The 25,215-nt window shown below is 68.5% G+C and carries 24 protein-coding genes; 8 read left to right on the top strand and 16 right to left on the bottom strand.

Going from position 1 to position 25,215, the window contains the following annotated elements; all coding sequences use genetic code 11:
• Position 1: 1 nt before the first annotated feature.
• From WJ12_RS27510 to WJ12_RS27495, 4 genes are all read right to left on the bottom strand, one after another.
• Positions 2-457 carry a (2Fe-2S)-binding protein gene (locus WJ12_RS27510; protein ID WP_021162722.1) on the bottom strand — a complete coding sequence of 152 codons (456 nt, stop codon included), beginning with the start codon at positions 455-457 and terminating at the stop codon, positions 2-4.
• Positions 458-591: 134 nt separating this feature from the next.
• Positions 592-891, bottom strand: coding sequence for a putative quinol monooxygenase (locus tag WJ12_RS27505; protein ID WP_034191386.1), 300 nt, complete (start codon positions 889-891; stop codon positions 592-594).
• A 93-nt stretch (positions 892-984) separates the two neighbouring features.
• Positions 985-2,043: an NADP-dependent oxidoreductase gene (locus WJ12_RS27500; RefSeq protein WP_059556529.1), complete on the bottom strand. Its 1,059-nt coding sequence runs from the start codon at positions 2,041-2,043 to the stop codon at positions 985-987.
• A gap of 222 nt (positions 2,044-2,265) precedes the next feature.
• Positions 2,266-2,886, bottom strand: a complete 621-nt coding sequence (locus WJ12_RS27495) for a TetR/AcrR family transcriptional regulator (RefSeq protein ID WP_034191388.1) — start codon at positions 2,884-2,886, stop codon at positions 2,266-2,268.
• Positions 2,887-3,187: 301 nt separating this feature from the next.
• On the opposite strand from WJ12_RS27495, the gene WJ12_RS27490 reads away from it, so the two are divergent.
• Positions 3,188-4,759 (top strand): hypothetical protein, encoded by a 1,572-nt coding sequence (locus WJ12_RS27490; protein WP_069245935.1) that lies wholly within the window; start codon positions 3,188-3,190, stop codon positions 4,757-4,759.
• 131 nt (positions 4,760-4,890) lie between these two features.
• Here WJ12_RS27490 and WJ12_RS27485 read toward each other — a convergent pair whose 3' ends face one another.
• Entirely contained in the window at positions 4,891-5,910 is a 1,020-nt protein-coding gene (locus WJ12_RS27485) for a DNA-binding protein (protein ID WP_069245934.1), read from the bottom strand.
• 372 nt (positions 5,911-6,282) lie between these two features.
• Here WJ12_RS27485 and WJ12_RS27480 point away from each other — a divergent pair, with 372 nt between their 5' ends.
• A complete protein-coding gene (locus WJ12_RS27480) occupies positions 6,283-6,948 on the top strand; it encodes a cation diffusion facilitator family transporter (protein WP_059556526.1) in 666 nt (221 codons plus the stop codon).
• A gap of 263 nt (positions 6,949-7,211) precedes the next feature.
• Here the strand turns inward: WJ12_RS27480 and WJ12_RS27475 are convergent, their stop codons facing one another.
• On the bottom strand, positions 7,212-8,339 hold the full coding sequence (locus tag WJ12_RS27475; protein ID WP_034191392.1) for a 4-hydroxyphenylpyruvate dioxygenase family protein: 1,128 nt from the start codon (positions 8,337-8,339) through the stop codon (positions 7,212-7,214).
• Positions 8,340-8,695: 356 nt separating this feature from the next.
• On the opposite strand from WJ12_RS27475, the gene shiA reads away from it, so the two are divergent.
• The gene (gene shiA, locus WJ12_RS27470; protein ID WP_059556525.1) at positions 8,696-10,003 is read left to right on the top strand and encodes a shikimate transporter; all 1,308 of its coding nucleotides are present in this window, start codon (positions 8,696-8,698) and stop codon (positions 10,001-10,003) included.
• A 33-nt stretch (positions 10,004-10,036) separates the two neighbouring features.
• On the opposite strand, the gene WJ12_RS27465 is transcribed toward shiA, so the two are convergent.
• Positions 10,037-10,654, bottom strand: coding sequence for an HNH endonuclease (locus tag WJ12_RS27465; RefSeq protein WP_226103908.1), 618 nt, complete (start codon positions 10,652-10,654; stop codon positions 10,037-10,039).
• 364 nt (positions 10,655-11,018) lie between these two features.
• On the opposite strand from WJ12_RS27465, the gene WJ12_RS27460 reads away from it, so the two are divergent.
• Entirely contained in the window at positions 11,019-12,320 is a 1,302-nt protein-coding gene (locus WJ12_RS27460; protein WP_034191394.1) for a UDP-N-acetylglucosamine 1-carboxyvinyltransferase, read from the top strand.
• Between the two features lie 92 nt (positions 12,321-12,412).
• Here the strand turns inward: WJ12_RS27460 and WJ12_RS27455 are convergent, their stop codons facing one another.
• Complete coding sequence (locus WJ12_RS27455; RefSeq protein WP_059556523.1) at positions 12,413-13,027, bottom strand: hypothetical protein; 615 nt, start codon at positions 13,025-13,027, stop codon at positions 12,413-12,415.
• Between the two features lie 115 nt (positions 13,028-13,142).
• Between WJ12_RS27455 and WJ12_RS27450 the strand changes: the two genes are divergently transcribed.
• Positions 13,143-13,913 carry an IclR family transcriptional regulator domain-containing protein gene (locus tag WJ12_RS27450; RefSeq protein ID WP_034191396.1) on the top strand — a complete coding sequence of 257 codons (771 nt, stop codon included), beginning with the start codon at positions 13,143-13,145 and terminating at the stop codon, positions 13,911-13,913.
• A 24-nt stretch (positions 13,914-13,937) separates the two neighbouring features.
• On the opposite strand, the gene WJ12_RS27445 is transcribed toward WJ12_RS27450, so the two are convergent.
• From WJ12_RS27445 to WJ12_RS27425, 5 genes are all read right to left on the bottom strand, one after another.
• Positions 13,938-16,238, bottom strand: coding sequence for an ATP-dependent DNA helicase (locus WJ12_RS27445; protein ID WP_034191397.1), 2,301 nt, complete (start codon positions 16,236-16,238; stop codon positions 13,938-13,940).
• Complete coding sequence (locus WJ12_RS27440) at positions 16,235-17,932, bottom strand: VRR-NUC domain-containing protein (RefSeq protein ID WP_059556522.1); 1,698 nt, start codon at positions 17,930-17,932, stop codon at positions 16,235-16,237. The genes WJ12_RS27445 and WJ12_RS27440 overlap by 4 nt, the downstream gene beginning before the upstream one ends.
• Positions 17,933-18,027: 95 nt before the next feature.
• Positions 18,028-18,909 carry a MipA/OmpV family protein gene (locus tag WJ12_RS27435; RefSeq protein ID WP_049028585.1) on the bottom strand — a complete coding sequence of 294 codons (882 nt, stop codon included), beginning with the start codon at positions 18,907-18,909 and terminating at the stop codon, positions 18,028-18,030.
• Between the two features lie 203 nt (positions 18,910-19,112).
• The gene (locus WJ12_RS27430) at positions 19,113-19,424 is read right to left on the bottom strand and encodes an ATP-binding protein (protein WP_034191672.1); all 312 of its coding nucleotides are present in this window, start codon (positions 19,422-19,424) and stop codon (positions 19,113-19,115) included.
• A 302-nt stretch (positions 19,425-19,726) separates the two neighbouring features.
• The gene (locus WJ12_RS27425) at positions 19,727-20,026 is read right to left on the bottom strand and encodes a hypothetical protein (protein ID WP_049028584.1); all 300 of its coding nucleotides are present in this window, start codon (positions 20,024-20,026) and stop codon (positions 19,727-19,729) included.
• Between the two features lie 143 nt (positions 20,027-20,169).
• Between WJ12_RS27425 and WJ12_RS27420 the strand changes: the two genes are divergently transcribed.
• The 3 genes from WJ12_RS27420 (at position 20,170) to WJ12_RS27410 (ending at position 21,722) form a co-directional block, all read left to right on the top strand.
• On the top strand, positions 20,170-20,418 hold the full coding sequence (locus WJ12_RS27420; protein WP_049028583.1) for a hypothetical protein: 249 nt from the start codon (positions 20,170-20,172) through the stop codon (positions 20,416-20,418).
• Between the two features lie 338 nt (positions 20,419-20,756).
• Positions 20,757-21,188 (top strand): CBS domain-containing protein, encoded by a 432-nt coding sequence (locus WJ12_RS27415; RefSeq protein ID WP_034191673.1) that lies wholly within the window; start codon positions 20,757-20,759, stop codon positions 21,186-21,188.
• Between the two features lie 30 nt (positions 21,189-21,218).
• Positions 21,219-21,722 carry a PRC-barrel domain-containing protein gene (locus WJ12_RS27410; RefSeq protein ID WP_059556521.1) on the top strand — a complete coding sequence of 168 codons (504 nt, stop codon included), beginning with the start codon at positions 21,219-21,221 and terminating at the stop codon, positions 21,720-21,722.
• A 6-nt stretch (positions 21,723-21,728) separates the two neighbouring features.
• Here the strand turns inward: WJ12_RS27410 and WJ12_RS27405 are convergent, their stop codons facing one another.
• The 3 genes from WJ12_RS27405 to WJ12_RS27395 are packed head-to-tail and all read right to left on the bottom strand — an operon-like array spanning position 21,729 to position 24,837.
• Entirely contained in the window at positions 21,729-22,352 is a 624-nt protein-coding gene (locus WJ12_RS27405; RefSeq protein WP_059556520.1) for a DUF4142 domain-containing protein, read from the bottom strand.
• A 52-nt stretch (positions 22,353-22,404) separates the two neighbouring features.
• Entirely contained in the window at positions 22,405-22,812 is a 408-nt protein-coding gene (locus WJ12_RS27400) for a BON domain-containing protein (RefSeq protein ID WP_059556519.1), read from the bottom strand.
• 36 nt (positions 22,813-22,848) lie between these two features.
• The gene (locus WJ12_RS27395) at positions 22,849-24,837 is read right to left on the bottom strand and encodes a hybrid sensor histidine kinase/response regulator (RefSeq protein WP_059556708.1); all 1,989 of its coding nucleotides are present in this window, start codon (positions 24,835-24,837) and stop codon (positions 22,849-22,851) included.
• Positions 24,838-25,215: the final 378 nt, after the last annotated feature.

The raw sequence follows: 25,215 nt of genomic DNA, 5'->3' as shown, positions 1-25,215 counted from the left end.
GTCAGGCCTCCTTCGCGGCTTGCTTCACGGCCGCGCGAATCCGGTTGTACGTGCCGCAGCGGCAGATATTGCCGGCCATCGCCGCGTCGATGTCGGCGTCGCTCGGGTTGGGGTTCGACGCGATCAGCGCGGTGGCCGCCATCACCTGCCCCGACTGGCAGTAGCCGCACTGGACGACGTCGAGCTCGCGCCATGCCTGCTGGACCTTGTGGCCGGCCGGCGTCGCGCCGACGGCTTCGATCGTCGTGATCTTGCGGCCCGCGACGGCCGCGACCGGCAGGACGCACGAACGCGCGGCGACGCCGTCGAGATGCACGGTGCACGCGCCGCATTGCGCGATTCCGCAGCCGAACTTGGTGCCGGTCAGACCGACGACGTCGCGCAGTACCCAGAGCAAGGGCATGTCGTCGGGGGCGTCGACCGTGCGGGTTTCGCCGTTGATGTTGAGGGTGACCATTCAGCCTCCGGGCCGGTGTATTGGGGAAGCGGCGCGAACGACGTTGCGCCGTGTTTTCTTCATGTCCGCTGCGTGGTGCGCAACGGATGCCGCGCGGCCCTGATGGGGGCGAGCCGCGTGGGGGTACTGCATCGTTACTCGGCCACGTCGATGCCCGACAGCACCTTGATGACCGGCGGCGCCGTGAACCAGTCGGCCGACTTCACACGGAATTCGCCGAAATACGGGCTCGCGAGGTGCGCGTCGAACGCGGCCTGGTCGTCGTAGATCTCGTACAGGTGCAGGTTCGGCGAGCCGTCCTGTTCGCGGAACAGGTCGTAGCGCCGGTTGCCCGGTTCGGTACGCGTCTTCGCGACCATGCTGCGCAGTTCGGCCTCGGCGGCCTGCGCATGTTCGGGTTTCACGAACAGCGAAGCGATTACGTGAAGCGCCATGTCGTCACTCCTTTGGAAACGGAATCGAGCATGCCACAAGCTGGCGGCGCGCGACGCCAGCGTGCAACGCATGCGGGTGGTCGTACCGCGAGATCAAGCCAGTTCGTCCGGGCCGACGCGCACGACGACCTTGCCGAAATTCTTGCCGGCAAGCAAGCCGATCAGGGCTTCCGGTGCGTCGGCAAGCTCGGGAACGACGTCCTCGCGCGTCTTCACCTTGCCCTGCGCGACCCACTCGCTCATGTCCTTCAGGAACGGCGCATAGCCGGTCGCATAGTGATCGAGGATGATGAAACCCTGCATCCGGATGCGCTTGCGCAGGATCGTGCCCATCAGCGCCGGCACGCGATCGCGGCCGGTCGACACGGCCTTGTCGTCGTATGCCGTGTCGTTGTAATGCGCAATGATCCCGCAGACGGGCACGCGCGCATGGTCGTTCAGCAGCGGCCAGACCGCGTCGAACACCGCGCCGCCCACGTTCTCGAAATAGACGTCGATGCCGTTCGGGCACGCGTCCTTCAGCTTCGCGGCGAACGCCGGATCGCGATGGTCGACGCATGCGTCGAAGCCGAGCGTGCCGGTCACGTACGCGCACTTGTCGGCGCCGCCCGCGACGCCGACCACGCGGCAGCCCTTCAGCTTCGCGATCTGGCCGACCACTGCGCCGACCGCGCCGCTCGCTGCCGCGACGACCACCGTCTCGCCGGCTTTCGGCTCGCCGATCTTCAGCAACCCCGTGTACGCGGTGAAGCCCGGCATGCCGAGCACGCCGAGGGCAAACGACGGATGCGCGAAATCGCGGCCGAGCGGGATCAGGTCGCGTCCGTCCGACAGCGCATAGTCCTGCCAGCCGGCTCCGGCGACGACGAGATCGCCTTCGCGGAAGGCAGGCAGGTTCGACGTTACGACTTGGCTGACCGTGCCGCCGACCATCGGCTGGCCGAGCTCGGCAGGCGGCGCGTAGGACGGCGTGTCGTTCATCCGGCCGCGCATGTACGGATCGAGCGACAACCAGATCGTGCGCAGCAGCACCTGGCCGGCGCCCGGCGTCGGTACGTCGCCGGTTTCGGCGCGGAAGTTGTCCGGTGTCGGGGCGCCGACCGGGCGCGAATTCAGGATGATCTGGCGGTTTGTGGTCTTGCTTTGCGGCATGTGGGCCTCCGTCGACAGGAATGAAGGTGCTTCGTGAGCACGATCGGATCAGGGGTGGATCAGCAGAAGATGCGCGCCGGCGTTCACGCCGGCGTGGGCGCACACGTGCGGTGGGGACAATCGGGACAGCGTAACGCGGCGTGAAGCATTCGTCATGCGGATTTGAGTAGACCAGTCGTCTAGAATCAGGGCAAAAACAAGGCGCGCGGAAGCGCGCCCGGCTTACGACGGCGCACCGCCCTGCGCGGCCGGCGGCAGGTTCAGCATGCGCCGCGTTTCGACCATCGCTCTTTCGAGCGGCTGGCGGTTGCGGTGAATCTTTTCCAGCAGCGTCGCGCCCAGCCACAGCTCGTACAGGATCGCGGCCGTGTACGCCGGATCGTCGACCGCGCGCAGCGAGCCGTCGGCCAGCCCGGCCTCGATGCCGCCCGCGAGCCGTTCGATGATCTGGCTCGTGCCGCGTCGCAGCACCGCACGCATCGCCTCCGACAGGTCCGACACTTCCGCGCCGAGTTTCACCGCAAGGCACTTGCCTTCCGGATCGTCCGCGCACTGCGTGTGCAGCCAGTTGCCCCAGTACGTCATCAGGCGCTCGGCGCCGGTGCCGGCCTGCTGCTTGAGCAGGTTGTCGAGATGCGCGAGATAGCCTTCGAAATACGATTCGAGCAGCGCTTCGCCGAATGCCTCTTTCGAGCCGAAGTAATGGTAGAACGAGCCCTTCGGGATGCCCGCCGCAGCGAGAATCTCGTTCAGACCGACCGCCGAAAACCCCTTGTGGAGCATGATCGGCTTCGCGATATTCAGGATGTGCTGGCGAACTTCCGCGCCTGAAGATGCATTCATGATGGCGTATGGTAGCAACGATTAGACCGGTCGTCTAGCGACGTCGAACCGGCATGTTGAGCGGCACTTTACCCGATCCCCGGCGCGCCCCCAATGCCCGGCGGCGTTCCCCCCCCCCCCGCCACGGCGTGCGCGGCGTCACACGGGCGACTCGGTTTCGTCGCAGGCGTTTCATCGATCTCCCGCTTAAATACGCGCGGCGCAAGTGCCGGCGGTGGCCCAACAGCAGCCGGCATTGCACACGTGTGCAATGCGCCGGACCGTCGTTGCCTCCTCTCGAACCCGTGACCAGGAACGCCCCATGACCGCCTCGAAACCCGCTCGCCCGCCCGCGCCGACCCGCCGGCGCTTCATCCAGCGCGGCGCCGCGCTGACCCTGTCGCCGCTCGTCGGCACGCTGGCCGCTTGCGGCGGCGACGGCAACACGACATCCGCGTCGTCGTTGGCCGCGACCGGCGGCGCGAATCCGGCCGCGCGCAGCTACGGCATCGCCGACCGCTCGATCACGATCAACGTCACCAATGCGATCCCGTCGACGTCGCTCGCGTTCGGCAATGCGGCGAGCCAGAGCGGCTCGACGCCGCAGGCATCGCAAGCGTTGGTCGCAACCGGGCAATCGACGGCCGTCCGCGCATCGAACAGCTGGGGCGATTGCACGGGGTCGTTCAGCCTCGCCGGCGGCGACGCGTCGTTAGCGATTGCCTACACGCATCCGTTCGGCTCGCAGCCGACCACCGTCGGCGTCACGCCGTCGGCCGGCTACGTGTCGGGCGCCGACGCCGCGACGTTTCCCGGCCACGACTCGGTCGCGAATCTCACCTTGTATCGCGGCGTCGCGACCGCGAACGGCGCATGGGTCGTCCCGCTCGCGCAACTCGCGACGCCGCCGTCCAACAACTGCCAGGATTTCGCGAACAGCATGTTCGGCAGCAGCGTGCGCACAGCCGCGGCCATCCAGTCTGCGTACCAGGGCACCGGGCCGCTCGGCTATGTGCCGCCTGCCGACTTCACCGGCGGCCAGCTCGCGGGCTTCGTCGCGCAATGGGTGCAGCGCTGGCAGAAAGGCGTGTCGTACACCGTGCTGCCCGGCGCCGATGCGCAGCTCGTCGATGCGCTGAAGCAGTACGTGTCGAGCGCGTCGAACGCCGGCCCGCTGACGATGTGGGTGCCGCAGATCGCGTGGCAGGCCGGCACGGATCCGGCGGTTTTCTCGCTGACGGGCTATCGCGCGTTTCCGTTCGTCGACGCGCAGGGCAACTGGGTCGCGGCGACGTTGTCCGCGTTCCTGACACTGCTGGCGGCCGGTTCGCACCTCGTCGCGATCAGTGCGACGAGCGATCTGCCGGCGGGCGTCACGATGCAGGCGTTCGACAGCTTCATGGGCGCGAGCGGGCTGACGACGTCGACGGATATCGGCAATTCGCACTATGCGTCGGTCGTGAACACGACGGGCCGTTACTACCTGAGCGTCGGCAACGATTTCGCGCCGGTGAACTGCGGGCTGATCCTGTCGTTCCTGTACGGGCGCACCGTGAACAACCTGCTCGCGGGTGCCGGTACGTACAACACGTTCATCCAGCTCGAAGGATGGCAGGCCGGCGGCTCACGTCACAACGCCGACTACGCGACGTATCAGCAGACGCTGTGGAGCATCTCGACGTACGGCGCGTCCGCGTACAGCGAGAAGCGCGCGACGTCGATCTTCCTCGCGCCGGCCGGCTGGACGCCGCAGGTCTACCAGACGACGCGGATGATGCCGTACGTCGGCGCCTATGCGCAGTCGAACGGTACGCCGCAGGGCTGGCTGAATACGTCGCTCGTGACGATTCCGGCCGATGCGCCGCCGTTGCCGTCTCGGTATGTGACGAGTTGAGCGGAGTCGGAGCGAGCCGTTTCGCGTTCGAATGCGTTGCGTTGCGTTGCGTTGCGTCGGGGCGGGCCGGCTGCCGGTCGGCGCTCGAGGCGTGCGTCGACATCGGTCGGCACATGCTCGCGGGTAGGCGGTCAACCCGCCGCTTCGCCGGTGCGCTTTCTCGTGCGGGCCTTCCGCTCTTCCCGCTGCGCGGCAGGTGCCGTCTTGACGCCGCGCAGCGGCGCCCGGCGGGCGAGTACCGCCATCTCGCGCCGCAACGTATCCAGTTCCTTGACGCGTGTCGCATCGGTCGCCTGCGCGCCGTCGAGTTGCCCCTGAAGCACGCCGCAACGATGCAGCGCGTCGCCGAGTTGCGTCTGCAGGTCGGCGATGTCCTTTCGGTGCCGCGCATCGCGTTGCTCCATGCGCGATGCGGTCGCGTCGAGTTCCTTTTGCAATCGCGCGGCCGCGAGCCGCTCGCGATCGATCTCCTGAAGCGCCCGTTTTTCCGACGCGCGCAGGCGTTCCTCGGCGCGGCCCGCGTCGTCGCGCAACCGGTCGAGCTGGGTCGTGAAATCCGCACGTGCCTGCGCGAGTGCGCGGTCGGCTTCCGTGTTGTCGGCCTTCAGGCGTTCGATATCCGCTTGCAGCGCTTGCCGCGAGGCTTCGTCGGCCGCCCTCGCCTGCTCCAGTTCCTGAATGCGTACCTGCGCAGCCAGCAACGCAGCCGTGCGTTGCTCCAGCGCGGTTTCGGTGCGGGCCAGCTCGGCCTGCCGCGTCGTGACCTCCGCTTTCGCCGCGGCGCGCTCTGCTTCGACTTCCGCGCGCAGCGCATCGAGCGCGGCAGCGGCATCGGTGCTCGACCGGCTCCAGAGTGCGGCGACCAGTTCGCCGGCTGCCGCCTGCAGATCGGCCGGCAAATCGGGATGCTCGATGCGCACGCGGCTCTTCTCCCGCAGCTCGGCCCAGAACTCGCCGAGGACGGCCGTCGGCGTGCTCATGCTGCCCTTGCGGACGAGCTGATACAGGCGGTTTGCCGTAGGCGTGATGCCGAAGCGGAAGAACAGCAGCGCGCAGGCTTCGCGGTAGAGCTCGCGGGTTTTCGGGAAGTCGGCCTTGAGGCGCTCGATTTCGGCGGTCAAGCGTGGTTCGTCGGCAGCGAGGTCGGACATGGCGATGTTCGTCGGGAATTTTGTAAATAATATAACGTAAACCGTTAAATATCTACTCAATCACGGACTTTAATTTGACATTATTTCTATAATGTTGAATTCAATCGGCGTCGCTCTCCTGTTCGATATCGCGGCACATGATCGACTGCCCCGCTTTCGCCTTGCCCAGGCTGCATGGCAAACACGCTGCTACAGCTGCGCTGGAAAGCCGGCCGCCCTGCCTTGCGGTGTCAACTGAAAAACCGAAGATCGCGGAACCCGGCCGATGCGCGCGCAGTGCAGACCGCTGATGCCGCATCGACTGTCATGGATCTGCCACCGTCGACCGGTAGCGTTCGGGGCTGACCCACGCTATCGATAGACGAATCCGCCATGCAGCGCACGTCTCGCGCCACGCCCCATCTTTATGCGGCCACGTCGCGCGCCCTCGCCGTCAGCCTCGCGATCAACCTGATGCTGCTCGCCGCCGAGACGGCCGCGGCGTGGTCCGCGCATTCGTCGGGGCTGCTCGCGGATGTCGCGCATGCCGCGATCGACCTCGCGGCCGATGCGCTGATCCTCGTCGCATGCCGGCTCGACGCACGCCTGCCGCCGGAGCGGCGTCCGACCTACGAACCGCTCGCGCTCGCGGGCCTCGGCGCGCTGCTCGTCGCGACCGGCGCGCAGATGATCTGGCAGGCGATGAACCGGTTCGATGCGCCGCCCGTCGTGCAGCCGGGTGCGGCGACGCTCGCGCTCGTTGCCGTCACGCTCGTCGGCAAGACCGCGTTGTCGCACTGGATGCTGCGCAAGGCGCGCGAGACCGGTTCCGCGCTGCTCGAGGCAACCGGCTGGCATGTGCGTACCGATGCGCTGTCGTCGTTGCTGGCGGCGCTCGCGATGAGCGCGGCGCTGGTCGGCTTCGCCCGCCTTGACGACGTGGCCGCGCTCGCGATCGGCGCGCTCGTGATCCGCACGGGCGCCGGGTTCGTCCGGCGCGGCTGCGCGCAATGGCCGGCGCTCGCCGGGTGGGCGAATCGATCGACGCGCGGATCGTGAACGCGGCGGGGTGAACGTCCGATACATGCCCTCGGCGGCACGGAATGAAGAAGAGGCTCGCACGGTGCGAGCCTCTTTTGCAGAATGCCGTCGCCACCGCGCAATTCACGACCCCTCGCCCGATGCCGATGGCTCGGCCACTTACCCGAGCGGCACCGCACTTCCGAGCGGAATCCGCATGAGCGTTGCCTGCCGCGTAACACCCGCCTTCGAAAAGATCGCGCGCGGGTGCGTGCGCGCCGTGTGCTCCGGCGCCTGACCGCTCAGCCGGCGGCGCGCGCGCGGGCGAGCGCCGCGAGGTTTCCTTCGCCGAACCCGTGGTGCCCCTGGCGCTGCACGATCTCGAAGAAAATCTCACCGGGCCGGCGCTTCACGAAGGTCTGGAAGAACAGCTTCGGCACGCCGTCGCTGCCGATCTCGCCGTCGACCAGCACCGCACGGCGGCGCAGCGCATCGAGATCGACGCCGTGCCCCGGCAGCCGCGCATCGACGTCGTCGTAATAGCGCGCGGGCGGCTCGATGAATTCGACGCCGTTCGCACGCAGCGCATCGACGCACGACAGGATGTCGTCGGTGGCCAGCGCGACGTGCTGCACGCCCTCACCCGGATGATCGGGCAGATACGCGTGCATCAGCTCGGTGCGCCGCGTGCCTTCCTCGTAGACCGGAATCCGCACCGCGCCGCACGGCGACACCATCACACGCGATTCCTCGGACACATGCCAGTGGGCATCGATTTCGTGGATCTCGCGAAAATGCAGCAGGTCATGGTAGAAATCCAGCCACTCCCGCATGCGCCCGGCGCCGACGGTTTGCGTGAAGTGGTCGACCTGCTGCAGGCCGACGCCGACGCAGTCGAGATCGGTGTGCGCGGTGGCGATGTCGATCGGCCGGAAATCGATGTCGAAGATCGAGATGTCGCCGACGCCGCCGCGCTGGCCGCCCCGCCCGCGCCAGCGGTCGACGAAATACAGGTGCGAATCGCCGATGCCCTGGATCGCCGGGATCTTCAGCTCGCCCACGCCGACCTTTTCACCCTCGAACGCCCACGCGCCGAGCTCGATCGCGCGTTCGAACGCGCGCCGGGCGCTCGCCACCCGCAACCCGATCGCGCAGACGCCCATCCCGTATTCCTCCGCATAGCGCGCGGCGAACGAATCGGGCTCGGCATTGATCAGGAAGTGCATCTGCCCCTGCCGGTACAGCGTGACGTTCTTGCTGACGTGGCGTGCAATCGCCTTGAACCCGAGCTGCTCGAAGCGCTGCGCGAGCGCCTCCGGCACGGGCGCAGCGAATTCGACGAATTCGAGGCCGGCCATTCCGAGCGGATTGGCGGCCGGATCGGCAACGGGCGGCGTATCGCTGGGCAGGGGGTGGGAATTGCCGGGCATTCCAGTCTCCGGGGGCATGCGGTCGATGGGGATGGCGCCCGTCGCGTGCGGCGTGCGCGGCTGATGGTGAACCACGCATCCGCGCCGAACGGGCGAATTGTCGATGCTGCAGATTTTAACCAGATCGTTCACGACGGCACACCCTGGCCGAACGGGATATCGTCACGACGCCTAGTGCAAACCCGAAAAGCGTTCGATAATCGCACGAATTTGAACGATAATCGCGCATTTCGTCCGTTTGGCCAATTGCCGCCATGCGGCGCGCACCCTATTCTCCGTTCACCCATCGACTTCAATGCAGCATCGAACGCGGCGCCGCCACGATTCCACGATGCGCCGTGCCAGGAGACACCGCCATGACCCCAACCTTCGACACCCTCGACGCCGCGGCCGGCGCCCGAGCCCGCAACCAGGCCCGCAAGGCCGCGATCGGCAGCTTCGTCGGCGCCGTCGTCGACTGGTACGACTTCCTGCTGTACGGGATCGTCGCCGCGCTGGTATTCAATTCCGAGTTCTTCCCGAAAGTCAGTCCGACGATGGGCACGCTCGCGGCGTTCGCGACGTTCGGCGTCGGCTTCCTGTTCCGGCCGCTCGGCGGCGTCGTGTTCGGTCACTACGGCGACCGGCTCGGGCGCAAGCGGATGCTGGTGCTGACCGTGATGCTGATGGGGCTGTCGACGGTCGCGATCGGCCTGCTGCCGACATTCGCGACGATCGGCTGGTGGGCGCCCGTGCTGCTGGTGCTGATGCGCGCGATCCAGGGTTTCGCGGTCGGCGGCGAATGGGGTGGCGCGGCGCTGATGGCCGTCGAGAGCGCGCCCAAGCAAAAGAAGGCGTTCTACAGCAGCGGCGTGCAGGTCGGCTACGGTGTCGGCCTCGTGCTGGCAACGGGCATCGTGTCGATCCTGAGTCATACGCTCGGCGAGGCCGCGTTCAAGTCGTGGGGCTGGCGCCTGCCGTTCGTGTTCAGCATCGTGCTGGTGCTGATCGGGCTGTGGGTCCGCAAGAACATGGACGAGTCGCAGGAGTTCGTCGAGAAGGTCGAGCACGGCAATCGCAAGCTTCGCCTGCCGGTGATGGAAGCACTGACGCGCCATCCGAAGGCGTTCCTGCTGATCATCGCGCTGCGGCTCGCCGAACTGTTCACGATGTATATCGTCACCGCGTTCGCGCTCAGCTATTCGACGACGAACCTCGGCATGTCGCGCGACCTGTTCCTGAACATCGGCCTGCTGGTCGGCGCGGTGAGCTGCGTGACGATCCCGTGCTTCGCGTGGCTGGCGGACCGTTACGGCCTGCGCCGGATCTACCTGATCGGCGCGCTGATCGGGCTCGCGTCCGCGGTGCCGTTCTTCGTCGCGCTGGAGGCGCGGTCGATCGCCTGGATCGTGATCTTCTCGATCCTGTTGGCGAACGCCGCGCACGACATGGTCGTAAGCGTCCAGCAGCCGCTGTTCACCGAGCTGTTCGGCGCCGAGTACCGCTACAGCGGCGCGGGTGTCGGCTACCAGTTCGCGAGCGTCGTCGGCGGCGGGTTCACGCCGTTCATCGCGGTCGGCCTCGTCAGCCTGGCCGGCGGTTCGTGGCACCTGGTCGCAGGCTATCTCGCGGTGGGCTGCCTGATCTCGCTGGTGGTCGCCGCGCGAATGCGCGCGGCGGGGTGAGGGAATGAGTGCGTGGCCGGCGAGCGTCGCCGGCTACGCGCGAACGAGGCGCGGCAGCCGTGCGTAGAGGCGTTCGACGAGGTGCCGGGCGCCTTCGCCGTAATGCAGTTCGCGGTGGCAGTTCGGGCAAACGGCTACTGTGTTCGACACGAGATCGGGGCCCCGCTCCGCTAGTTTGCGGACGTGGTGCGCCTCCAGATACGGCAGCCCGTCGGCGCCCTTGAACGGCGCGGGCTCGTTGCAACATTCGCAAATCCCATTCGCTTGCGCCAACACCCAAGCCTTGACTGCCGGATCGCGGCGAATCTGGGTCACGGTTGCACTGGTGACCGCAGGACTTGCGTTGCCCAAAGGCGGCACAATCTGCGGCTTTTTCAATGCGTCGCGCACGTCGAGTTCGAATTTCACGGTTGGAGCGGCCGACCGCTGTTCCAGTTCGTTGATGAACCGCTCGATCAACACGCCATTCGAGCCGACGTTTTTTGCGGGCTTGAGCCCAGGAAGCCATTGACGGCCCATGAGCGCGAGCACATACGAAATGTTTTGCATCCGGTACTCGAATGCTTTCGCCGTGCGATTGAATTGCACGGCCAGCCTGTCGTACACCGCTTTCTTGACGTAGGACTGCCCCGAGCGCTCGCGCTCGAGCATTTTGAGATATTCGTCGACCGACGAGCGAAGTTCGTCAGGCGTCCACGGCCGCCCATCGGCACTCGTAGAAACGTCGTCAGTTGGGAGGGATTGCGGTGTTGGTGTCGACATGAAGGGCCGTGTTAGGAATTCCGGCCTCGATTTTACGAGATAAGAAACCGATCCGATCCCAGTAACATCGGCAGGCCATTTTCGCTTTCGCGCGCCGATCTCGCCGCCGGATTGCCAATGTCAGCCGCGGGCCAACGTCAAACACCGTCAATCGCGCGCCCGATTCCCCCTTTTCCCCTCTGAACATTCCACGCCACCGGCCGAGCAATGGCATCATATGGGCCTACGTCAGTCACCGATACGCCCCCATATCATGTCGAATCTCATCGTCCACGGCGGCACTCCGCTGCGCGGGGACATCAAGCCGTCCGCGAACAAGAACGCCGTCCTGCCGATTCTGTGCGCCACCCTGTTGACCGATCAGCCGTTGCGCCTCGTCGGCGTGCCGGACATCACCGACGTGCGCAAGATCCTCGACATCTTCCGCACGCTCGGCAGCGACGTGTCGGTCGACTTCACGACCGGCCTGCTCGAACTCCACCATCGCAACACCAGGTTCGATCCGGCCGTCCACCGGCTGCCCGAGGCGATGCGCTCGTCGATCATGCTGATTCCGCCGCTGCTCGCGCGCTTCGGCGTCGCGCGCCTCGAGAACGACGTGAAGGGCTGCACGCTCGGCGTGCGCGAGATCGACCCGCACGTCGAGGTATTCGAGCGCTTCGGCGCGCACATCGAGCGCACGCCCGATTCGCTGATCGTTCGCACCGACGGTCCGCTGACGGCCAACGATCACTGGTTCGACTACGCGTCGGTGACGACCACCGAGAACTTCGCGCTGTGCGCGACGGCCGCGAGCGGCACGTCGACGCTGATGAACGCGGCGTCCGAGCCGCACGTGCAGGAGTTCTGCCAGTTCCTCGCGATGATCGGCGTCTCGATCGAGGGCATCGGCACGTCGCGGCTGTGCGTGACGGGCGGCGGCAAGCTCGGCGGCGGCGAGTTCCGCTTCGCCGAGGATTTCCACGAGATCGCGACGTTCCTCGCGCTCGGCGCGATCACCGGCGGCGACATCACGGTACGCAACTCGTCGCCCGAGCATTTCCCGCTGATCGATCGCACGTTCGCGAAGTTCGGCGTCAACGTCACGCACCGCGACGGCTGGTCGCGCGCGGAACGCGACGGCCCGCTGCGCGTGCGCCGGCCGTTCACGCAGAACATCCTGACCAAGGTCGAAGCCGCGCCGTGGCCGTACCTGCCGGTCGACCTGCTGCCGATCTTCATCGCACTCGGCGTGCGGGCGGAAGGCAGCGCGATGTTCTGGAACAAGGTCTACGACGGCGCGCTCGGCTGGTCCGGCGAGTTGTCGAAGTTCGGCGCGCACGTGCTGCTGTCCGATCCGCACCGGCTGATCACGTTCGGCGGGCTGCAACTGACGCCGGCACGCGTCGAGAGCCCGTACATCATCCGCGTCGCGATCGCGCTGCTGATGGTCGCCGCGAGCATCGAAGGCCGCTCGGAAATCATGAACGCGCTGCCGATTCGCCGCGCGCATCCGCATTTCGTCGAGAACCTGCGGTCGGTCGGCGCGAACGTCGAGTGGACGAGCAGCGAGTAACGCGCTGAAGCACGCGGCGCGCGCGATTCGGGCGCCACGTTCACGTGGCGGCTTTGACCGGCCGCCGGCCTCTGCCAGGCCCCCTTCCCGCGTTACTCGCCGCCACTGCAATCGGCGTCGCCGGCGCCCATGTGGTCGAATCCATTGAGCATCACGGCCGTCGTGCCGCGTGCAGGGTTGCTCGGCCGCTTCGCGAGGCGTTCATCGAGCGCGGCCGACGGATACTGGACGCTCGTATCCATCACATTGCCCGGCTGCGACCGCAGTTCCGCCTCGGTCAGCTTGCTTCCCTCCGCACGCGGCAGCCCGAATGCCTTGCGCACCTCCGCTTCGTTCCACGTTCCCTTCAGCGTGACCGTGACCATTTGCAGGTTGCCATGCTCCCAGTCCAGGTCGACCTTCGTCGCGAGCGGATGCACGCTGGCCGCGAGCCGGTCGGGGAACGCCGGGCCTTCGTAGTACGCCTTCGTGTTCTTGCATGCGTCGCCCGCGTTCCGGTACTTCTTGAGCGCGCAATTGAAGCGTTTGTCGCGGTAACCGAACGTCGTTTCGACGTAGCAGCCGAATGCCGGCGACGCCATGCGGGGCCACGCACGGATGTCGACGGCCGGTTTGGAGAGGGTTGCGTCGCCAGTCGCGGGATTCGCCGCGGCAAGCAGCGGCACGGCCGCGACGAGCGCGGCCAGGGCGGATTCTCGGATTTTCATTGTTCTGTTCCAGTCGGAGCGGCGATTCTAGCGCGGCTTCGCCAGCCCGGTCGATCTGCGCGATAATCGCCCAATTCTGCGCGCTCACCGCGCACACGCGTTCCGCCATCCACCGATGAAAAAGCCCGAGCTCGACCGACGCGACTGGATTGCCGGCCTCGAAAAAGGCCTGATGATCCTCGAAGCCTTTGACAGCCAGCACGCACGCATGACGCCCACGCAGGCCGCCGCCCGCACGGGCCTCACGCGCACGGCCGCGCGGCGCTACCTGCTGACGCTCGAATCGCTCGGCTACGTGTACACCGACGGCAAGCTGTACGGCCTCACGCCGCGCGTGCTGCGGGTCGGCTGGTCGTACTTCGATTCGGCGCGTCTGCCGCGCACGGTCCAGCCCTATCTGCAACAACTGAGCGCGTCGCTGAACGAATCGGCGTACGTCAGCGTGCTCGATGGCTGGGAACTGGTGTTCATCGCGCGCAATGGCGTGTCGCGGGTGATGACGACCGGCTTCGTGCTCGGCGCACGCGTGCCGGCGCCGCTGACGTCGCCGGGGGTCGTGCTGCTCGCCCATCACCCCGATCGCGAGGCCGTGCGCGCGTGGCTCGACGAAACCGAGCTGCCGCCGTTCACGCCGCATACGATCACCAACAAGGCGCGGCTGCTCGAACAGGTGGACCATGCGCGCGACGCCGGTTTCGCGGCGATCGAGCAGCAATTGCAGGTCGGCGTGCGCGGGATCGCGGTGCCGCTGAAGAACCGTCACGGCGAAGTGGTCGCCGCGCTGAGCACGAACATGCCGATCGGCGCGGAGACGGCCGACGCAGCCGTGCGGCGCGTGCTGCCGCACCTGCAGGAAGCCGCACTCGCGATGCTCAACGTGCTGTAGCGGCGGGCAGCCCCACCTGCTCCGTCATCCGATCCGCCACCATCGCGGCAGCAGGTCGCGTACTTCGCGCCTGCGATACCGGTCGTCGATCAGGTGCACGACACCTTCGTCGTGCTCGGTGCGGATCACGCGCCCGGCCGCCTGCACGACCTTCTGCAAGCCCGGATACAGGTACATGTAGTCGTAGCCGTTGCCGAAACGCGCCTCCATCGTGCGCCGCATCTGCTCGTTGATGTCGTTGACCTGCGGCAGCCCGAGCGTCGCGATGAACGCGCCGATCAGCCGCTCGCCGACCAGGTCCACGCCTTCCGAAAACGCCCCGCCCAGCACGGCGAAGCCGACGCCGCGCCCGCCCGCGTCGAAGCGCGCGAGAAACGCGTCGCGCTCGCTTTCGGCCATGCCGGGCGCCTGAGCCCATACGGGCACGTCGGGATGGCGCGTTTGCATCAGCGCGACCACGCGCCCGAGGTAGTCGAAGCTGCTGAGGAAACCGAGGTAGTTGCCGGGCCGCGTCGCGTATTGCGCGGCGATCAGGTCGGCGATCGGTTCGAGCGACCGGTCGCGATCGCGCCAGCGCGTCGACACGTGACTCGCGACGCGCACCGTCAGCTGCTCGGCGCGGAACGGCCCGTCGACGTCGAGCCAGCCGGTATCGCTCGGCAGCCCGAGCGTGTCGCGATAGAAATGGAACGGGCTCAGCGTGCCCGAGAACAGCACGGTCGCGCGTGCGGTGTCGTAGCGCGCGGCCAGAAAGCCGGCCGGAATCACGTTGCGCACGCACAGCGTCGACTGGACGCGGCGGCGCCGGCTTGCCGAGGCGACGCCATCGAGCGCCGGCTGGCGCGGCATCGGTTCGCCATGCAGCGTCGCGTCGAAGATCGATGCGCTGTCGAACGCTTCGGCGAGTACGCCGAACTGGATCGCGTCGAAATGAAATCGCAGCAGCGCATCGCCGTTCGCGCGCGGCGCGTCGGTCAGGTGTTCGCCGATCGCCGCGACGAGGTTCTGCACGGCCGACACGATCGGGCCTGGCACGTCCGGATACGCGGCATAACGCTCGGTCTGCGCGCGATTGACCGTGCCCCAGGCACGAGCGAGCCGGTCGAACGCCTTGCGCAGCGCCGCCGGCGCAGCTTCGCGGGCGGCCGCGAACGCGAACGGATCGAGCGACGCGCTGTACATCCTGCGCGCGCGGTCGAGCAGGTTGTGCGCTTCGTCGACGAGCACGCCGACGCGCCACTGGTTCTGCTGCGCGAGCGTATGCAGCATCGCGCTGCCGTCGTAGTAGTAGTTGTAGTCGCCGATCACCATGTCCGACCAGCGCGCGAGTTCCTGCGACAGGTAGTACGGACAGACGTCGTGAGCCCGCGCGGCCGTGCGCACGGTATCGCGATCGAGCAGCCCGGCCTCGATCGCCGCATCGCGCGCGGCCGGCAGCCGGTCGTAGAAGCCTTTCGCGAGCGGGCACGATTCGCCATGGCACGCGCTGTCCGGATGCTCGCACGCCTTGTCGCGCGCGACGAGTTCCAGCACGCGCAGCGGCAGCGCGCGCGTGCCGGCGCCGAGCGTCGTCGCCGCTTCGAGCGCGAGCGCCCGGCCGGGCGTTTTCGCGGTCAGGAAGAATACGTGGTCGAGTTCGCCCTCGCCGCACGCCTTCAGCAGGGGAAACACGGTGCCGAGCGTCTTGCCGATGCCGGTCGGCGCCTGCGCCATCAGGCAGCGCGCGTCGCGCGCCGCGCGATAGACCGAGACCGCCAGCTCGCGCTGGCCGCTGCGGAACTGCCCGTGCGGAAATGCCAGCGCACGCAGCGCCGCGTCGCGTGCGGCACGATGAGCCGTTTCGCGCTCGGCCCAGCCGACGAAGCATGCACATTGCTCGGCGAAGAACGTGGCGAGCGTGCCGGCATCGAGCGTCTCGGTCAGCACGGTCTCGCGCTCGGACACGATGTCGAAATACACGAGCGCGACGTCGATTTCCTTCAGGCCGCGCGCGTCGCACATCAGGTGCGCATAGACCTTCGCCTGCGCCCAGTGCAGCGTGCGGTGGTTGGCCGGCATCGCGTCTAAGCTGCCGCGATAGGTCTTGATTTCCTCGATGCGGTTCGCCACGGGATCGTAGCCGTCCGCGCGGCCGCGCACGGTGAGCGTGCCCCACGTGCCCGTCAGCGCGATCTCGGTTTCGTAGCGCGCGCCGCGCTTCGACGTGACCGCGCCGTGGCCGGCGATGCCTTCGAGCGCGGTCGGCGCGGGCGTGAAGCGCAGGTCGAGATCGCCGCGCCGCGCGGTGAACTCGCACATCGCACGCACCGCGACGACGTAGCTCATGCGGACAGCCCCGCCGCTTCCGCGCGCGCCACGCCCTCGCCGGCCCATGCCACGTCGACGACGCGCACCGGCATGCCGTGCGCGACGCAGTAGGCGAGCCAGCGCGTCTGGTTGTCCTGCAACCGGTCGCCGGGGCCTTTCACCTCGATCAGCTCGTAACGGCGCTCATCGGGCCAGAAGCGGACCAGATCGGGCAGCCCCGAGCGGTTGCTGCGGATATCAGCGAGCAGGCGCGTGAACCACAGCCGCAGGTGCTCGGGTGGCAGGCACGCGAGCGCCTCTTCGAGCAGCGCGTCGGTCAGCACGCCCCAGAATACGAACGGCGACTGCAACCCTGCCTTCGCCGCGAAATGCCGGCGGATCGTGTCACGGTACGCGCCCGAATCGAGCTGCGCGAAACAGGCGTCGAATGCGTCCGCCCGGCGCACGGCGAAATCGGGCGCGTGCAGGTCGGCCGGGCCGCGCTGGAACGGGTGGAAGAACGCACCGGGCACGGCCGCGAACACGGGCTCCCAGCACAGCAGGCCGAACAGCGAATTGATCAGCGTGTTTTCGACGTAATGGACCGGCGCCGCCGGCTGCGCGAGATGATCGCGCACCGCGAATTCGACGCTGACGAACGCGTCGGGACGCGCGAGCACGAGCGTCTCGCGCGGCACGTCGGCCGCGGCTGCCGCACGTTCGACGCGCTGGCCGGCGCGGCGCAGCAGACGCGGCAGCATGCGCTCGACGCGCTGGCGTTCCTCGTCGCTCTCGAAGCGGCCGCGCGCATCGAGCGCCAGCGCGAGCGCGTCGGCGTCGCGCCCGCAGCGCTCGAGCACGCGGATGCGCCGGTGGCGGCTGCCGGGCCACGCGCTGCGCGCATACGCGTCGAGCGCGGCGTCCCAGTCGGCCCGCCGCTCGCAGGTCTGCCCGAGCGCAAAAAGCAGTTTCGCGCGACGCGTCGCGAGCCATGGCTGCGCGCAGCCGACCGCATCGATCGCGCGCGTCAGGTCGTCGAACGGCACGTCGTCGGGCCACGCATCGAGCGCGTCGCGGCACGTCTGAAGCGCGAGATACGCGTCGACGTCGCCGCGCTGCTGGAACGCGCGCGACGACGGCGCGATCGGCACGCTTTCGTACTGGAACACGCCGAGATCGGCGAGCACGAACTCGCTCCAGTCCTGATGCAGATTGCCGAAGAACATCAGCCGCAGCCGGTCGCACAATGCGCCGACCGTCACGCGCAGCACACGGTCGCCGGCCTGCGCGCACCACGCGTCGAGCGGCTGCGCGGTGTCGTCGTACGTGGCCCGCAGCCGTTCGAGCCATTCGGGCTTGCGCTCGCCCGCATGCGCCGCGAGCGACGGGAAGATGTGCAGCAGGTCGGCCTTGGTCGACAGCGCGAACAGCGCGTCGAGCGTGAGCGCGGGCGCCGGGTCGACCCAGCCGAGCGCGACGAGCGGCGCGGCCGCGTCGAGCGTGCTGCCGATTTCGTCGTACACGAGCTTGCTCGCGCGGAAGTCGGACCCGCTGCGCATCAGCATCCGCACGAGCAGCGCGCGCGACGGCTGCGGCAGCGTCGCGAACTGCCGGACGAACGTGTGCTCGTGCGCGTCGAACAGGTCGTCGTAACGCTCGCCGAGCCAGGCCAGCGCGCGTTCGAAATTGGTCAGGTAGTAAAACGCCGGGGGCGTCGGCGAAGCAGGCGTCACGGAGATCGATCACTGTACGTTTGTACAGGTCGGAATCATATCAAATGTGACGGCCGATGCCGCGTGCGGCATCGGCCCTCCGCGGCCCGGCGCGGTCAGAACTGGTAATTCACCGACATGTCGAACACGCCGTTGGTCGACTGCTGCGTGATCGGGCTGCGCGCCGCGCGGCCGACGAGCTGCTCGAGCGCGCCGTCCATCGTGACGAACCAGTGCTTGTTCACGAACCACACCATCGTCACGCCGACGCCGGCCGACTTGATCCCCGCGCCCGACGAATAGGCCGGCAGCCCGGAGCGCGCGGCGGCGCCCGGGTTCACGCCGAACCAGCTGTTCATGTAGCGCGAGTCGGCGAACGACACGGTCGGCCCCGCGAACCAGAAGAAATTCTCGTTGCTGCCCGGCATCGGCATGTACGCGGAGAAATCGCCGGTCCAGCCGTTCGAGCCGCCGATGCTGCGCCGGACATCCGCACGCAGCACGAGCGGGAAATCCTTCGAGATCACGTAATCGGCCGCCAGTTTCATCACGGGCGCCGCATTGATGTTGTCGAGGCCGTTCAGGTGGCCGAGATCGTCGGCCGAGCGGCGCCCGAGGTCATAGCCGACCGACAGGCTCACGCGCCAGTTCGGCCCGCGCAGCACGTTCGCGCCGAGGCCTTCGCCCGTCGACAGGAAAAACAGGTCGCGGTAGCGGATGTCGACGTTCGGGCCGCCCATCACGCGATAACGATCCGAGCCCGCGTAGCGGGGCTGCAGCGTCATCGCGGCGCCGAGGCTGACCTGCCAGGTCGGAATGTTCGGGTCGAACAGTTTCTGGAGCGGCACGCCCGCCGAGTATTGCCATTCGCCGAGCGGCGAAGGCGTCTGGGCCGACGCGTCGCGGGCGCCGGACGCGGCGAGCGCCGCGAATGCCGAAAGACCGGATACGAACCGGCGGGTGCCGGGTGACAGCAACAGGCGAGCAACTGTGGCCAAGGTGGTCTCCGTCGGTTGCGCGAAACGAACCTGGGGGAAAGCGCATCGCGCGTCGTCGTCGGCACCGGCCGGCAGCGTGCTGCGCGAACGTAGCGTGCGCTGAATTAACGGACATCCTACGCGACACGCGCGCAGACGCAAAGCGCCCGTTGTGCGCGGGCACTTTGCCGGATTCCGGCACGCGCCGGTGTTGGATGGCGGAATCAGAAACGCTCGACGTGATAGTCGCCGGCCAGCGCGGCCGGGCTGCGCGACGACATCATTCGCGAGAAGCCGTCGGCGAGCCGGCCGAGCGCCAGCTGTTTCTGGCTGGCGTCCCAGTGCGTATAAGCGTCGTACGCGGCATCGTCGAACGACACGGTGACGGCGGCCGGGCGGCCGCTGGCGCGAAAGCCGATCTGCAGCACGCCGCCCGGCAGTTCCTCGATGTGATAGCGCAGCGAACGCGATTCGAAATAGCGGCCCAGCACCTGAGCGATCGCGCGCTTGTCGGGTGATTGCACGTGAATGTCCATGACGGTCCTCCTTTTCAGTGTTCGCGCGGCCGGTTGTGGCGCCCTGCTTCCGCCCGGCATCCGCATCGGCGGCGGGTTCGACGGCGGGTCGCCCTGCGGCAGCCCGTCGGGCACGGGCGGGTCGACCGGATCGTCGGGTCCGGGCGGTACCGGATGCGGGTCGACGTCGGGGGTCGTCGGTTCGGGGCGGTGCAGCGTGGATGGCGTCTTCATGTTTCTCCTGCGCGACGGCGCGCGCCTCTCGATGGCGCCGCGAACGCGCAAGCGGCGTGCCCGCTCTTACCCGTCATGCATGCGGCCGCTCAGTCGTCATAGGCCGCCATCACCAGCCACATCATGCGCCCCTCCGCGTTCAGTCGAACCGCGAGCGCGAACGGATCGGACGGCGCGCAATGCGCGACGAGCGCCCGCTGCGCACGCTCGGGGCCGTCGTAGACGGTGTCGTTCAGTTCGCGTACCTCGTCCTTGCCGTCGAACATCCGCCGCTCGGGCCGATAGACCAGCGATTCGCGCTTCCACGCGGCGAATCGCGCGCGCACGCTGGCGAAATCGCCGCCGCAGACGTTCGCGTCGTAACGTATCCTTTCCCTGGTTGCATTCATCACGATGTCCTCTTGTCCATGCGGACGGCACGCGACTCATGTCCCGCGTGCGCGTCCGGATTCCCCGGCGCGCAAGCGTCGTGCCGTCGGCCCGTCACGGGCACGGCGCTTGCGCGTGCATCCATGACCAAGGAGGTTCGACCATGACCGCTTACGCCACCGGCCGCCGCGACGCCGTGTCACCGGCTGCCGGACCGTTCCGTCTCGCCCCGTCGCGCCCACCGTCCGAAGACAAGACGGAGGAACGCATCGACGAAGGGCTCGAGGAGACGTTTCCGGCCAGCGATCCGCCCGCCGTCGGCGGCGCGACCCGTATCGACCCCGCCAAGCCGTCCGGCAAGCACGAACGTCGCGCGCCGCACGACCCTTCCCCGCCCCGCGATCACGGCTGACGGCGGCACCCGGCTCGCGATGCGCACCGCCGCATCGGCGGGCCGGATCCATTCGGAGCGATCTGATGAAACACCTCGAACGCAGATGGCATGAGATCAGCGGCGCCGCCGGCGTCGCCGCGCTGGCCGCCATCGAGAGCGCAGTGGTGCTGGCCATCGTCGTCATGACGGGCGTCGGCCACTGACGTTTCGCGCCGCCCGTCGCGGCAGCCGCCGTGGAAGATGTACAAGCGGGCTGGCAAATTTCTCCGTTGCGCGGCCGTCGAGGCCCGGCGCATGCGCAGTGCGCGCGGCACGGCATCTGCTCCCGTTTCGTCCTGCTCACGAAGGAGGCGTTCATGTATCGCGTCAACGAGATCATGTCGCGCGACGTGGTGTGCGTCGCACCGACCGACACGATTCGCCATGCAGCCGAACTGATGCAGCGCTTCGATATCGGCGTGCTGCCCGTTTGCGACGGCACCGAACTCGTCGCGATCGTCACGGACCGCGACCTGGCGGTGCGCGGACTGTCGCACGGCCATGCGCCCGATACGCCGGTGCTGGCTGTCGCATCCGCGCCCGTGCAGTGGTGTGTCGAGGACGACGGCGTCGGCGACGTTCAGCAACGGATGGCCGACGTGCAACTGCATCGCTTGCCGGTGCTCGACCGCGACCGCCGGGTGGTCGGCATCGTGTCGCTCGGCGACATCGCGACACGCGCGGGCGGCCCCGAACGCGACGAGCTGGCCAATACGCTCGAGGACGTGTCGCTGCCGCGCCGGCGCTGACCGCCCGCGGCTTCGACCAGGAGAAGATCGATGACTATGGACAGAGCGTCGCGCGGCGACACGCGCATCGTGGGCGGCGATCGCCGCCCGACCGGCCGCGGGCCGGGGCCTGACGTGATGGCCGCCCGGACGCTCGCGGGCGATCGCGTGCTGACGATCGAAGGCGACGACATCGGCCAGGTGGCGAACATCATGCTCGACGTGCGGGCCGGCCGCATCGCCTACGCGGTCGTCGCGTCGGGCGGCATACGCGGGCTCGGCGGCAAGCTGCTCGCGGTGCCGTGGAGCATGCTGGTGCTCGACGTCGAGCGCACATGCTTCGTGCTGCCGGTCGCGACCGAACTCGTGCGCGACGCGCCCGGCTTCGACCCGGACTGCTGGCCCGCGATGGCCGATCCGGACTGGGCCGGGGCGCTGCATGCGTACTACGGCAGTGCGCCGTACTGGCTGATCGAGGAAGGCGAAACGGCGCTCGACTCGCCGCCGCACGAGGCCTCGCCGGACGGTCCCGAGGACGCCAAGCGGCGCCGTTGATGCCGGTCAGTGCGCGGCCGCGACGGTCCGCGCGAGTTGCCGCGCGGCGGCCAGATGCGCGTTCAGCGTCGCCAGCGTGCCGGCCGCGAACGCGCGAAGCTGCGAATCACGGCCGTTCCTCGCTTCGGCTTCGTACAGCCGGATCGCCTCCTCATGCGCTCGCGGGCCCGCCAGCGCGACATATGCGGTGTCGAACGCATGGCCCTCCTTCGTCCGCAATGCCGTCACCGCCGGATCGACCAGCATCCGCGCCTGTACCGGTACGCCCTTTTGCGCGCCGAGCTGCCGCAATTCGCCGGCGATGCGGGCGTGATCGTCGATCATCCGGCGCGCGAACGCCTTCACGGCGGGATTCGACGCACGGTCGAGCGCGAGCTGGCTGGCTTGCCGTTCGACCTTGTCGAGCATGCCTGCCTTGTCGACGAACTCGGCATCGATGCCGGTGGGCCGCTGCGTCATGCCGGCCTCGTCGGCGGTCGTGCCGGGGCGGACGACGCCCGGCGCGACCTGTATCGACGACGCGGGCGGCGTCTGCGCGTGCGAATACGCGAGCGCCAGTACGCCGACGGCGGCAGCCAGCGCGAGGGTCACCCGCGGGCGACCGTGCCGTTTTCTCGGGCTCCTGGTCATCCTGACCTCCGTGTGCCGCGACGGAGCGGGCCGGCGCTGCCCGCGCGTCACGTTACTTCCGGCGGATCTGCAGCTTGTCGCTCACCCCTCGTACGCCGTCGACGTCATGCGCCACGCGGATCGCGGTCGCGCGCTGCCGTTCGTCGGGCACGCTGCCCGACAGTTCGGCGACACGATGACGAACCTGGACGTCGATGTCGCCGGACGCCAATCCGCGTTCGGCGACGAGCGCGGCCCTGACGCGGGACGCGAGCGTCGCATCGCGGATCTGGCCGCCGACGGCCGATGCCTGGCTCGCGAGCTTCGCACCGACGCCCTCGTCGGCCGCTGCATGACGGGGTGTCGCGATCCATGCACACGACAGCATCAGCAGGCTCGCGATCGACACGACCGGCCGCATGCGCCGCCGCGCCTGCTTGCTGCCCGCGCCGTTGCACCGCCTGGTTTCCGCTGCATCCATCGATGCCTCCCTCGTTCCGTTGTCGCCGGGCGGCGCTCAGCCGCGCCGTTTCCCGCGCTGCGCATCGTCCGGCGCGACGTCGACGATCACGCTCGCAAGCGTCGGCATGTCGACCGGCTTGCACAGATACGCATCGAAGCCGGCGGCCAGCACACGGTGGCGGTCGGCCTTGCCGGCGTGCGCGGTGACCGCGACGACCGGCAAGTGCCCGCTGCCGCCCGGCAAATGGCGAATCCGGTCGAGCAACCAGAAACCGTCGCCGTCCGGCATCGCAAGATCCGACAGCACGACGCTCGGCGGATGCTGCGCCACCGCGTCGAGCGCGTCGTGCCCCGACTGCGCGGTCGACACCTGCGCGCCCATCGTTTCGAGCGCCGCGGCGAGGCTCGCGCGCGAGGTGGCGTCGTCGTCGACGACGAGCACGCGCTGGCCGTCGAGCGCGACCGAGTCGGGCCCGCCTGCGCGGCGCGCCCGATTCTCGGCCGGGTCGTCGGCGTCCCAGCCGGCCGGCAGCGTGACCGTCACGGTCATCCCGCGTCCGGGGCCGGCGCTCGTCGCGACCACGTCGCCGCCGTGCAGCTGCGCGATGTTGCGCACGATCGACAGGCCGAGCCCGAGGCCGCGCTTCGGCGACGCGAACGCGCCTTCGGGGCGGCTGAAGGTCTCGAACAGATGCGGCAGGTATTCCGGTGCGATCCCTTGGCCCGTATCGGCGACCGACAGCCGCACGCGTTCGCCCGCACGCGTCAGCGATACGGTGACGCGGCCGCCCGCAGGCGTGAACTTGATCGCGTTCGACAACAGGTTCGACAGCACCTGGCGCACGCGCTCGCCATCGGCCGGAATCACGCAGGCGGGCATCGTGTACGCCGCCGACAGTTCGAGGCCGTTCGCCTGCGCGGTTGCAGCGAGCTCGCGCGTTGCATCGCGCACGACGCGCACGAGATCGACCGGCACGCGTTCGAGACGCAGCCGGCCCGTCGCGAGCGACGACGCGTCGAGCAGGTCGCCGACCATGTGCGACAGCGACCGCGCGCTGCGATCGATCGCGTCGATCGCCTGCTCCGCGAGCCCATGCCCGTCCACGTTGCGCAGCACCTCGACCCATCCGTAGATCACGTTCAGCGGTGTGCGCAGCTCGTGCGACACCGTGGCGAGCAATTCATCCTTCAGCCGGTTCGCGGTGTCGGCCTGCGCACGCGCGTCGCGGGCGCCGCGCAACGAGCGCAGGTCGCGCCGCTCGCCGCGGCGGCGTTCGCGCGCCTCACGCAGCGTCATCGACAGGCCCGTGCAGTTGCCCTGCGCATCGACGATCGGCGACGCGGCGAAGGTCGCGCGAAAACGGCCGCCGTCGCGCCGCACGCACAGTACGTCGAGCGGCCCGACCGGCGCATGCAGGTTCGCGAACGTCGCGGGCACCGGATGCCGCCGCAGCCAGCGCGGCGTGATCATCTCGGCGACGTCGCGCCCGCTTGCCTGCGCCGCGTCGAGCCCGAAGAGCCGGCGCGCGGCCGGGTTCCAGCTCGTGATCCGGCGCGTGGTGTCGACGCCGACGATCGCATCGGGCGACGCGTCGACCACCCGGCGCAAGAGGCTGTCGTCGGGATCGCGTGCGAGCGGCGCGGGCTCGCGATGCAGCGGGCGCGCTTCGGTGTTCGCGTCGTCATCGTCGTCGACTGCGTGCAGGCGATCGTTCGCGATCAGCGGCTTCACCGCCGCCACCAGCACGCACTCGACGAAGCTGATCGCGACGAACGCGCCGGCCCGCGCGAGCAGCGTGGCCAGCGGCGCATCGCGCCACCACAGCGTGCCCATCACGGCCACGCTCGCGACGGCCGCGGCAAGGCCGCCACCGAACGACGTCAGCCATGCGGCAGCCGCAACCCCCGCATAAAAAGGCAGCGGCGCAAATGGCGCGTGCCCGCCGACGGCGTGAATCGCCCACGCCTGCAGCGCGGACGCCAGCCCGACGGCCAGCACGACCCATGCACCCTGCCGCAACAGCTCATGGGTCAGGGTCTTCATTGCATCCTTGCCTCGCGCCGGTTCCCGTCGTGCGGCGTCGTACCGTTCGGCCATCCGAGATACCGTCGAGCGTGCCGGGCGGGCCCGGAGACATCCGCAAGCCATGTGCCCGGGACGGGCGTGACGCGGTGATCCGGCGAGGATGGCGGGACGGTGCATGAGCGCAGGCGGTCCGGCGCCGATGCAGGCTGGCCGCTGCTTCGGCCGAAAGCGGTCGCGACCGCCTTTTTTCATCGGCTTTCTGTAAAAAGGCGCGAGTCCGACCCTCGATCGAGCCGCCTTTCCCGGTGAGCCCGGACACCGATGGGCGAATTCTTCCGTCCCCGTCGCGGACATTGGAAATTACTATTCCGCGGCACCTTCGCGGCCGTTTCGCTG

Source organism: Burkholderia seminalis (genome assembly GCF_001718535.1).
Lineage (GTDB): Bacteria > Pseudomonadota > Gammaproteobacteria > Burkholderiales > Burkholderiaceae > Burkholderia > Burkholderia seminalis.
This window is presented reverse-complemented; position numbering and strand designations above follow the sequence as displayed.

Bases quoted from the DNA above. Each gene is read 5' to 3' on its own strand.
- WJ12_RS27510 (WP_021162722.1), bottom strand. From the start codon at position 457: ATGGTCACCCTCAACATCAACGGCGAAACCCGCACGGTCGACGCCCCC.
- WJ12_RS27505 (WP_034191386.1), bottom strand. From the start codon at position 891: ATGGCGCTTCACGTAATCGCTTCGCTGTTCGTGAAACCCGAACATGCG.
- WJ12_RS27500 (WP_059556529.1), bottom strand. From the start codon at position 2,043: ATGCCGCAAAGCAAGACCACAAACCGCCAGATCATCCTGAATTCGCGC.
- WJ12_RS27495 (WP_034191388.1), bottom strand. From the start codon at position 2,886: ATGAATGCATCTTCAGGCGCGGAAGTTCGCCAGCACATCCTGAATATC.
- WJ12_RS27490 (WP_069245935.1), top strand. From the start codon at position 3,188: ATGACCGCCTCGAAACCCGCTCGCCCGCCCGCGCCGACCCGCCGGCGC.
- WJ12_RS27485 (WP_069245934.1), bottom strand. From the start codon at position 5,910: ATGTCCGACCTCGCTGCCGACGAACCACGCTTGACCGCCGAAATCGAG.
- WJ12_RS27480 (WP_059556526.1), top strand. From the start codon at position 6,283: ATGCAGCGCACGTCTCGCGCCACGCCCCATCTTTATGCGGCCACGTCG.
- WJ12_RS27475 (WP_034191392.1), bottom strand. From the start codon at position 8,339: ATGCCCGGCAATTCCCACCCCCTGCCCAGCGATACGCCGCCCGTTGCC.
- shiA (WP_059556525.1), top strand. From the start codon at position 8,696: ATGACCCCAACCTTCGACACCCTCGACGCCGCGGCCGGCGCCCGAGCC.
- WJ12_RS27465 (WP_226103908.1), bottom strand. From the start codon at position 10,654: ATGCTCGAGCGCGAGCGCTCGGGGCAGTCCTACGTCAAGAAAGCGGTG.
- WJ12_RS27460 (WP_034191394.1), top strand. From the start codon at position 11,019: ATGTCGAATCTCATCGTCCACGGCGGCACTCCGCTGCGCGGGGACATC.
- WJ12_RS27455 (WP_059556523.1), bottom strand. From the start codon at position 13,027: ATGAAAATCCGAGAATCCGCCCTGGCCGCGCTCGTCGCGGCCGTGCCG.
- WJ12_RS27450 (WP_034191396.1), top strand. From the start codon at position 13,143: ATGAAAAAGCCCGAGCTCGACCGACGCGACTGGATTGCCGGCCTCGAA.
- WJ12_RS27445 (WP_034191397.1), bottom strand. From the start codon at position 16,238: ATGAGCTACGTCGTCGCGGTGCGTGCGATGTGCGAGTTCACCGCGCGG.
- WJ12_RS27430 (WP_034191672.1), bottom strand. From the start codon at position 19,424: ATGGACATTCACGTGCAATCACCCGACAAGCGCGCGATCGCTCAGGTG.
- WJ12_RS27425 (WP_049028584.1), bottom strand. From the start codon at position 20,026: ATGAATGCAACCAGGGAAAGGATACGTTACGACGCGAACGTCTGCGGC.
- WJ12_RS27420 (WP_049028583.1), top strand. From the start codon at position 20,170: ATGACCGCTTACGCCACCGGCCGCCGCGACGCCGTGTCACCGGCTGCC.
- WJ12_RS27415 (WP_034191673.1), top strand. From the start codon at position 20,757: ATGTATCGCGTCAACGAGATCATGTCGCGCGACGTGGTGTGCGTCGCA.
- WJ12_RS27410 (WP_059556521.1), top strand. From the start codon at position 21,219: ATGACTATGGACAGAGCGTCGCGCGGCGACACGCGCATCGTGGGCGGC.
- WJ12_RS27405 (WP_059556520.1), bottom strand. From the start codon at position 22,352: ATGACCAGGAGCCCGAGAAAACGGCACGGTCGCCCGCGGGTGACCCTC.
- WJ12_RS27400 (WP_059556519.1), bottom strand. From the start codon at position 22,812: ATGGATGCAGCGGAAACCAGGCGGTGCAACGGCGCGGGCAGCAAGCAG.
- WJ12_RS27395 (WP_059556708.1), bottom strand. From the start codon at position 24,837: ATGAAGACCCTGACCCATGAGCTGTTGCGGCAGGGTGCATGGGTCGTG.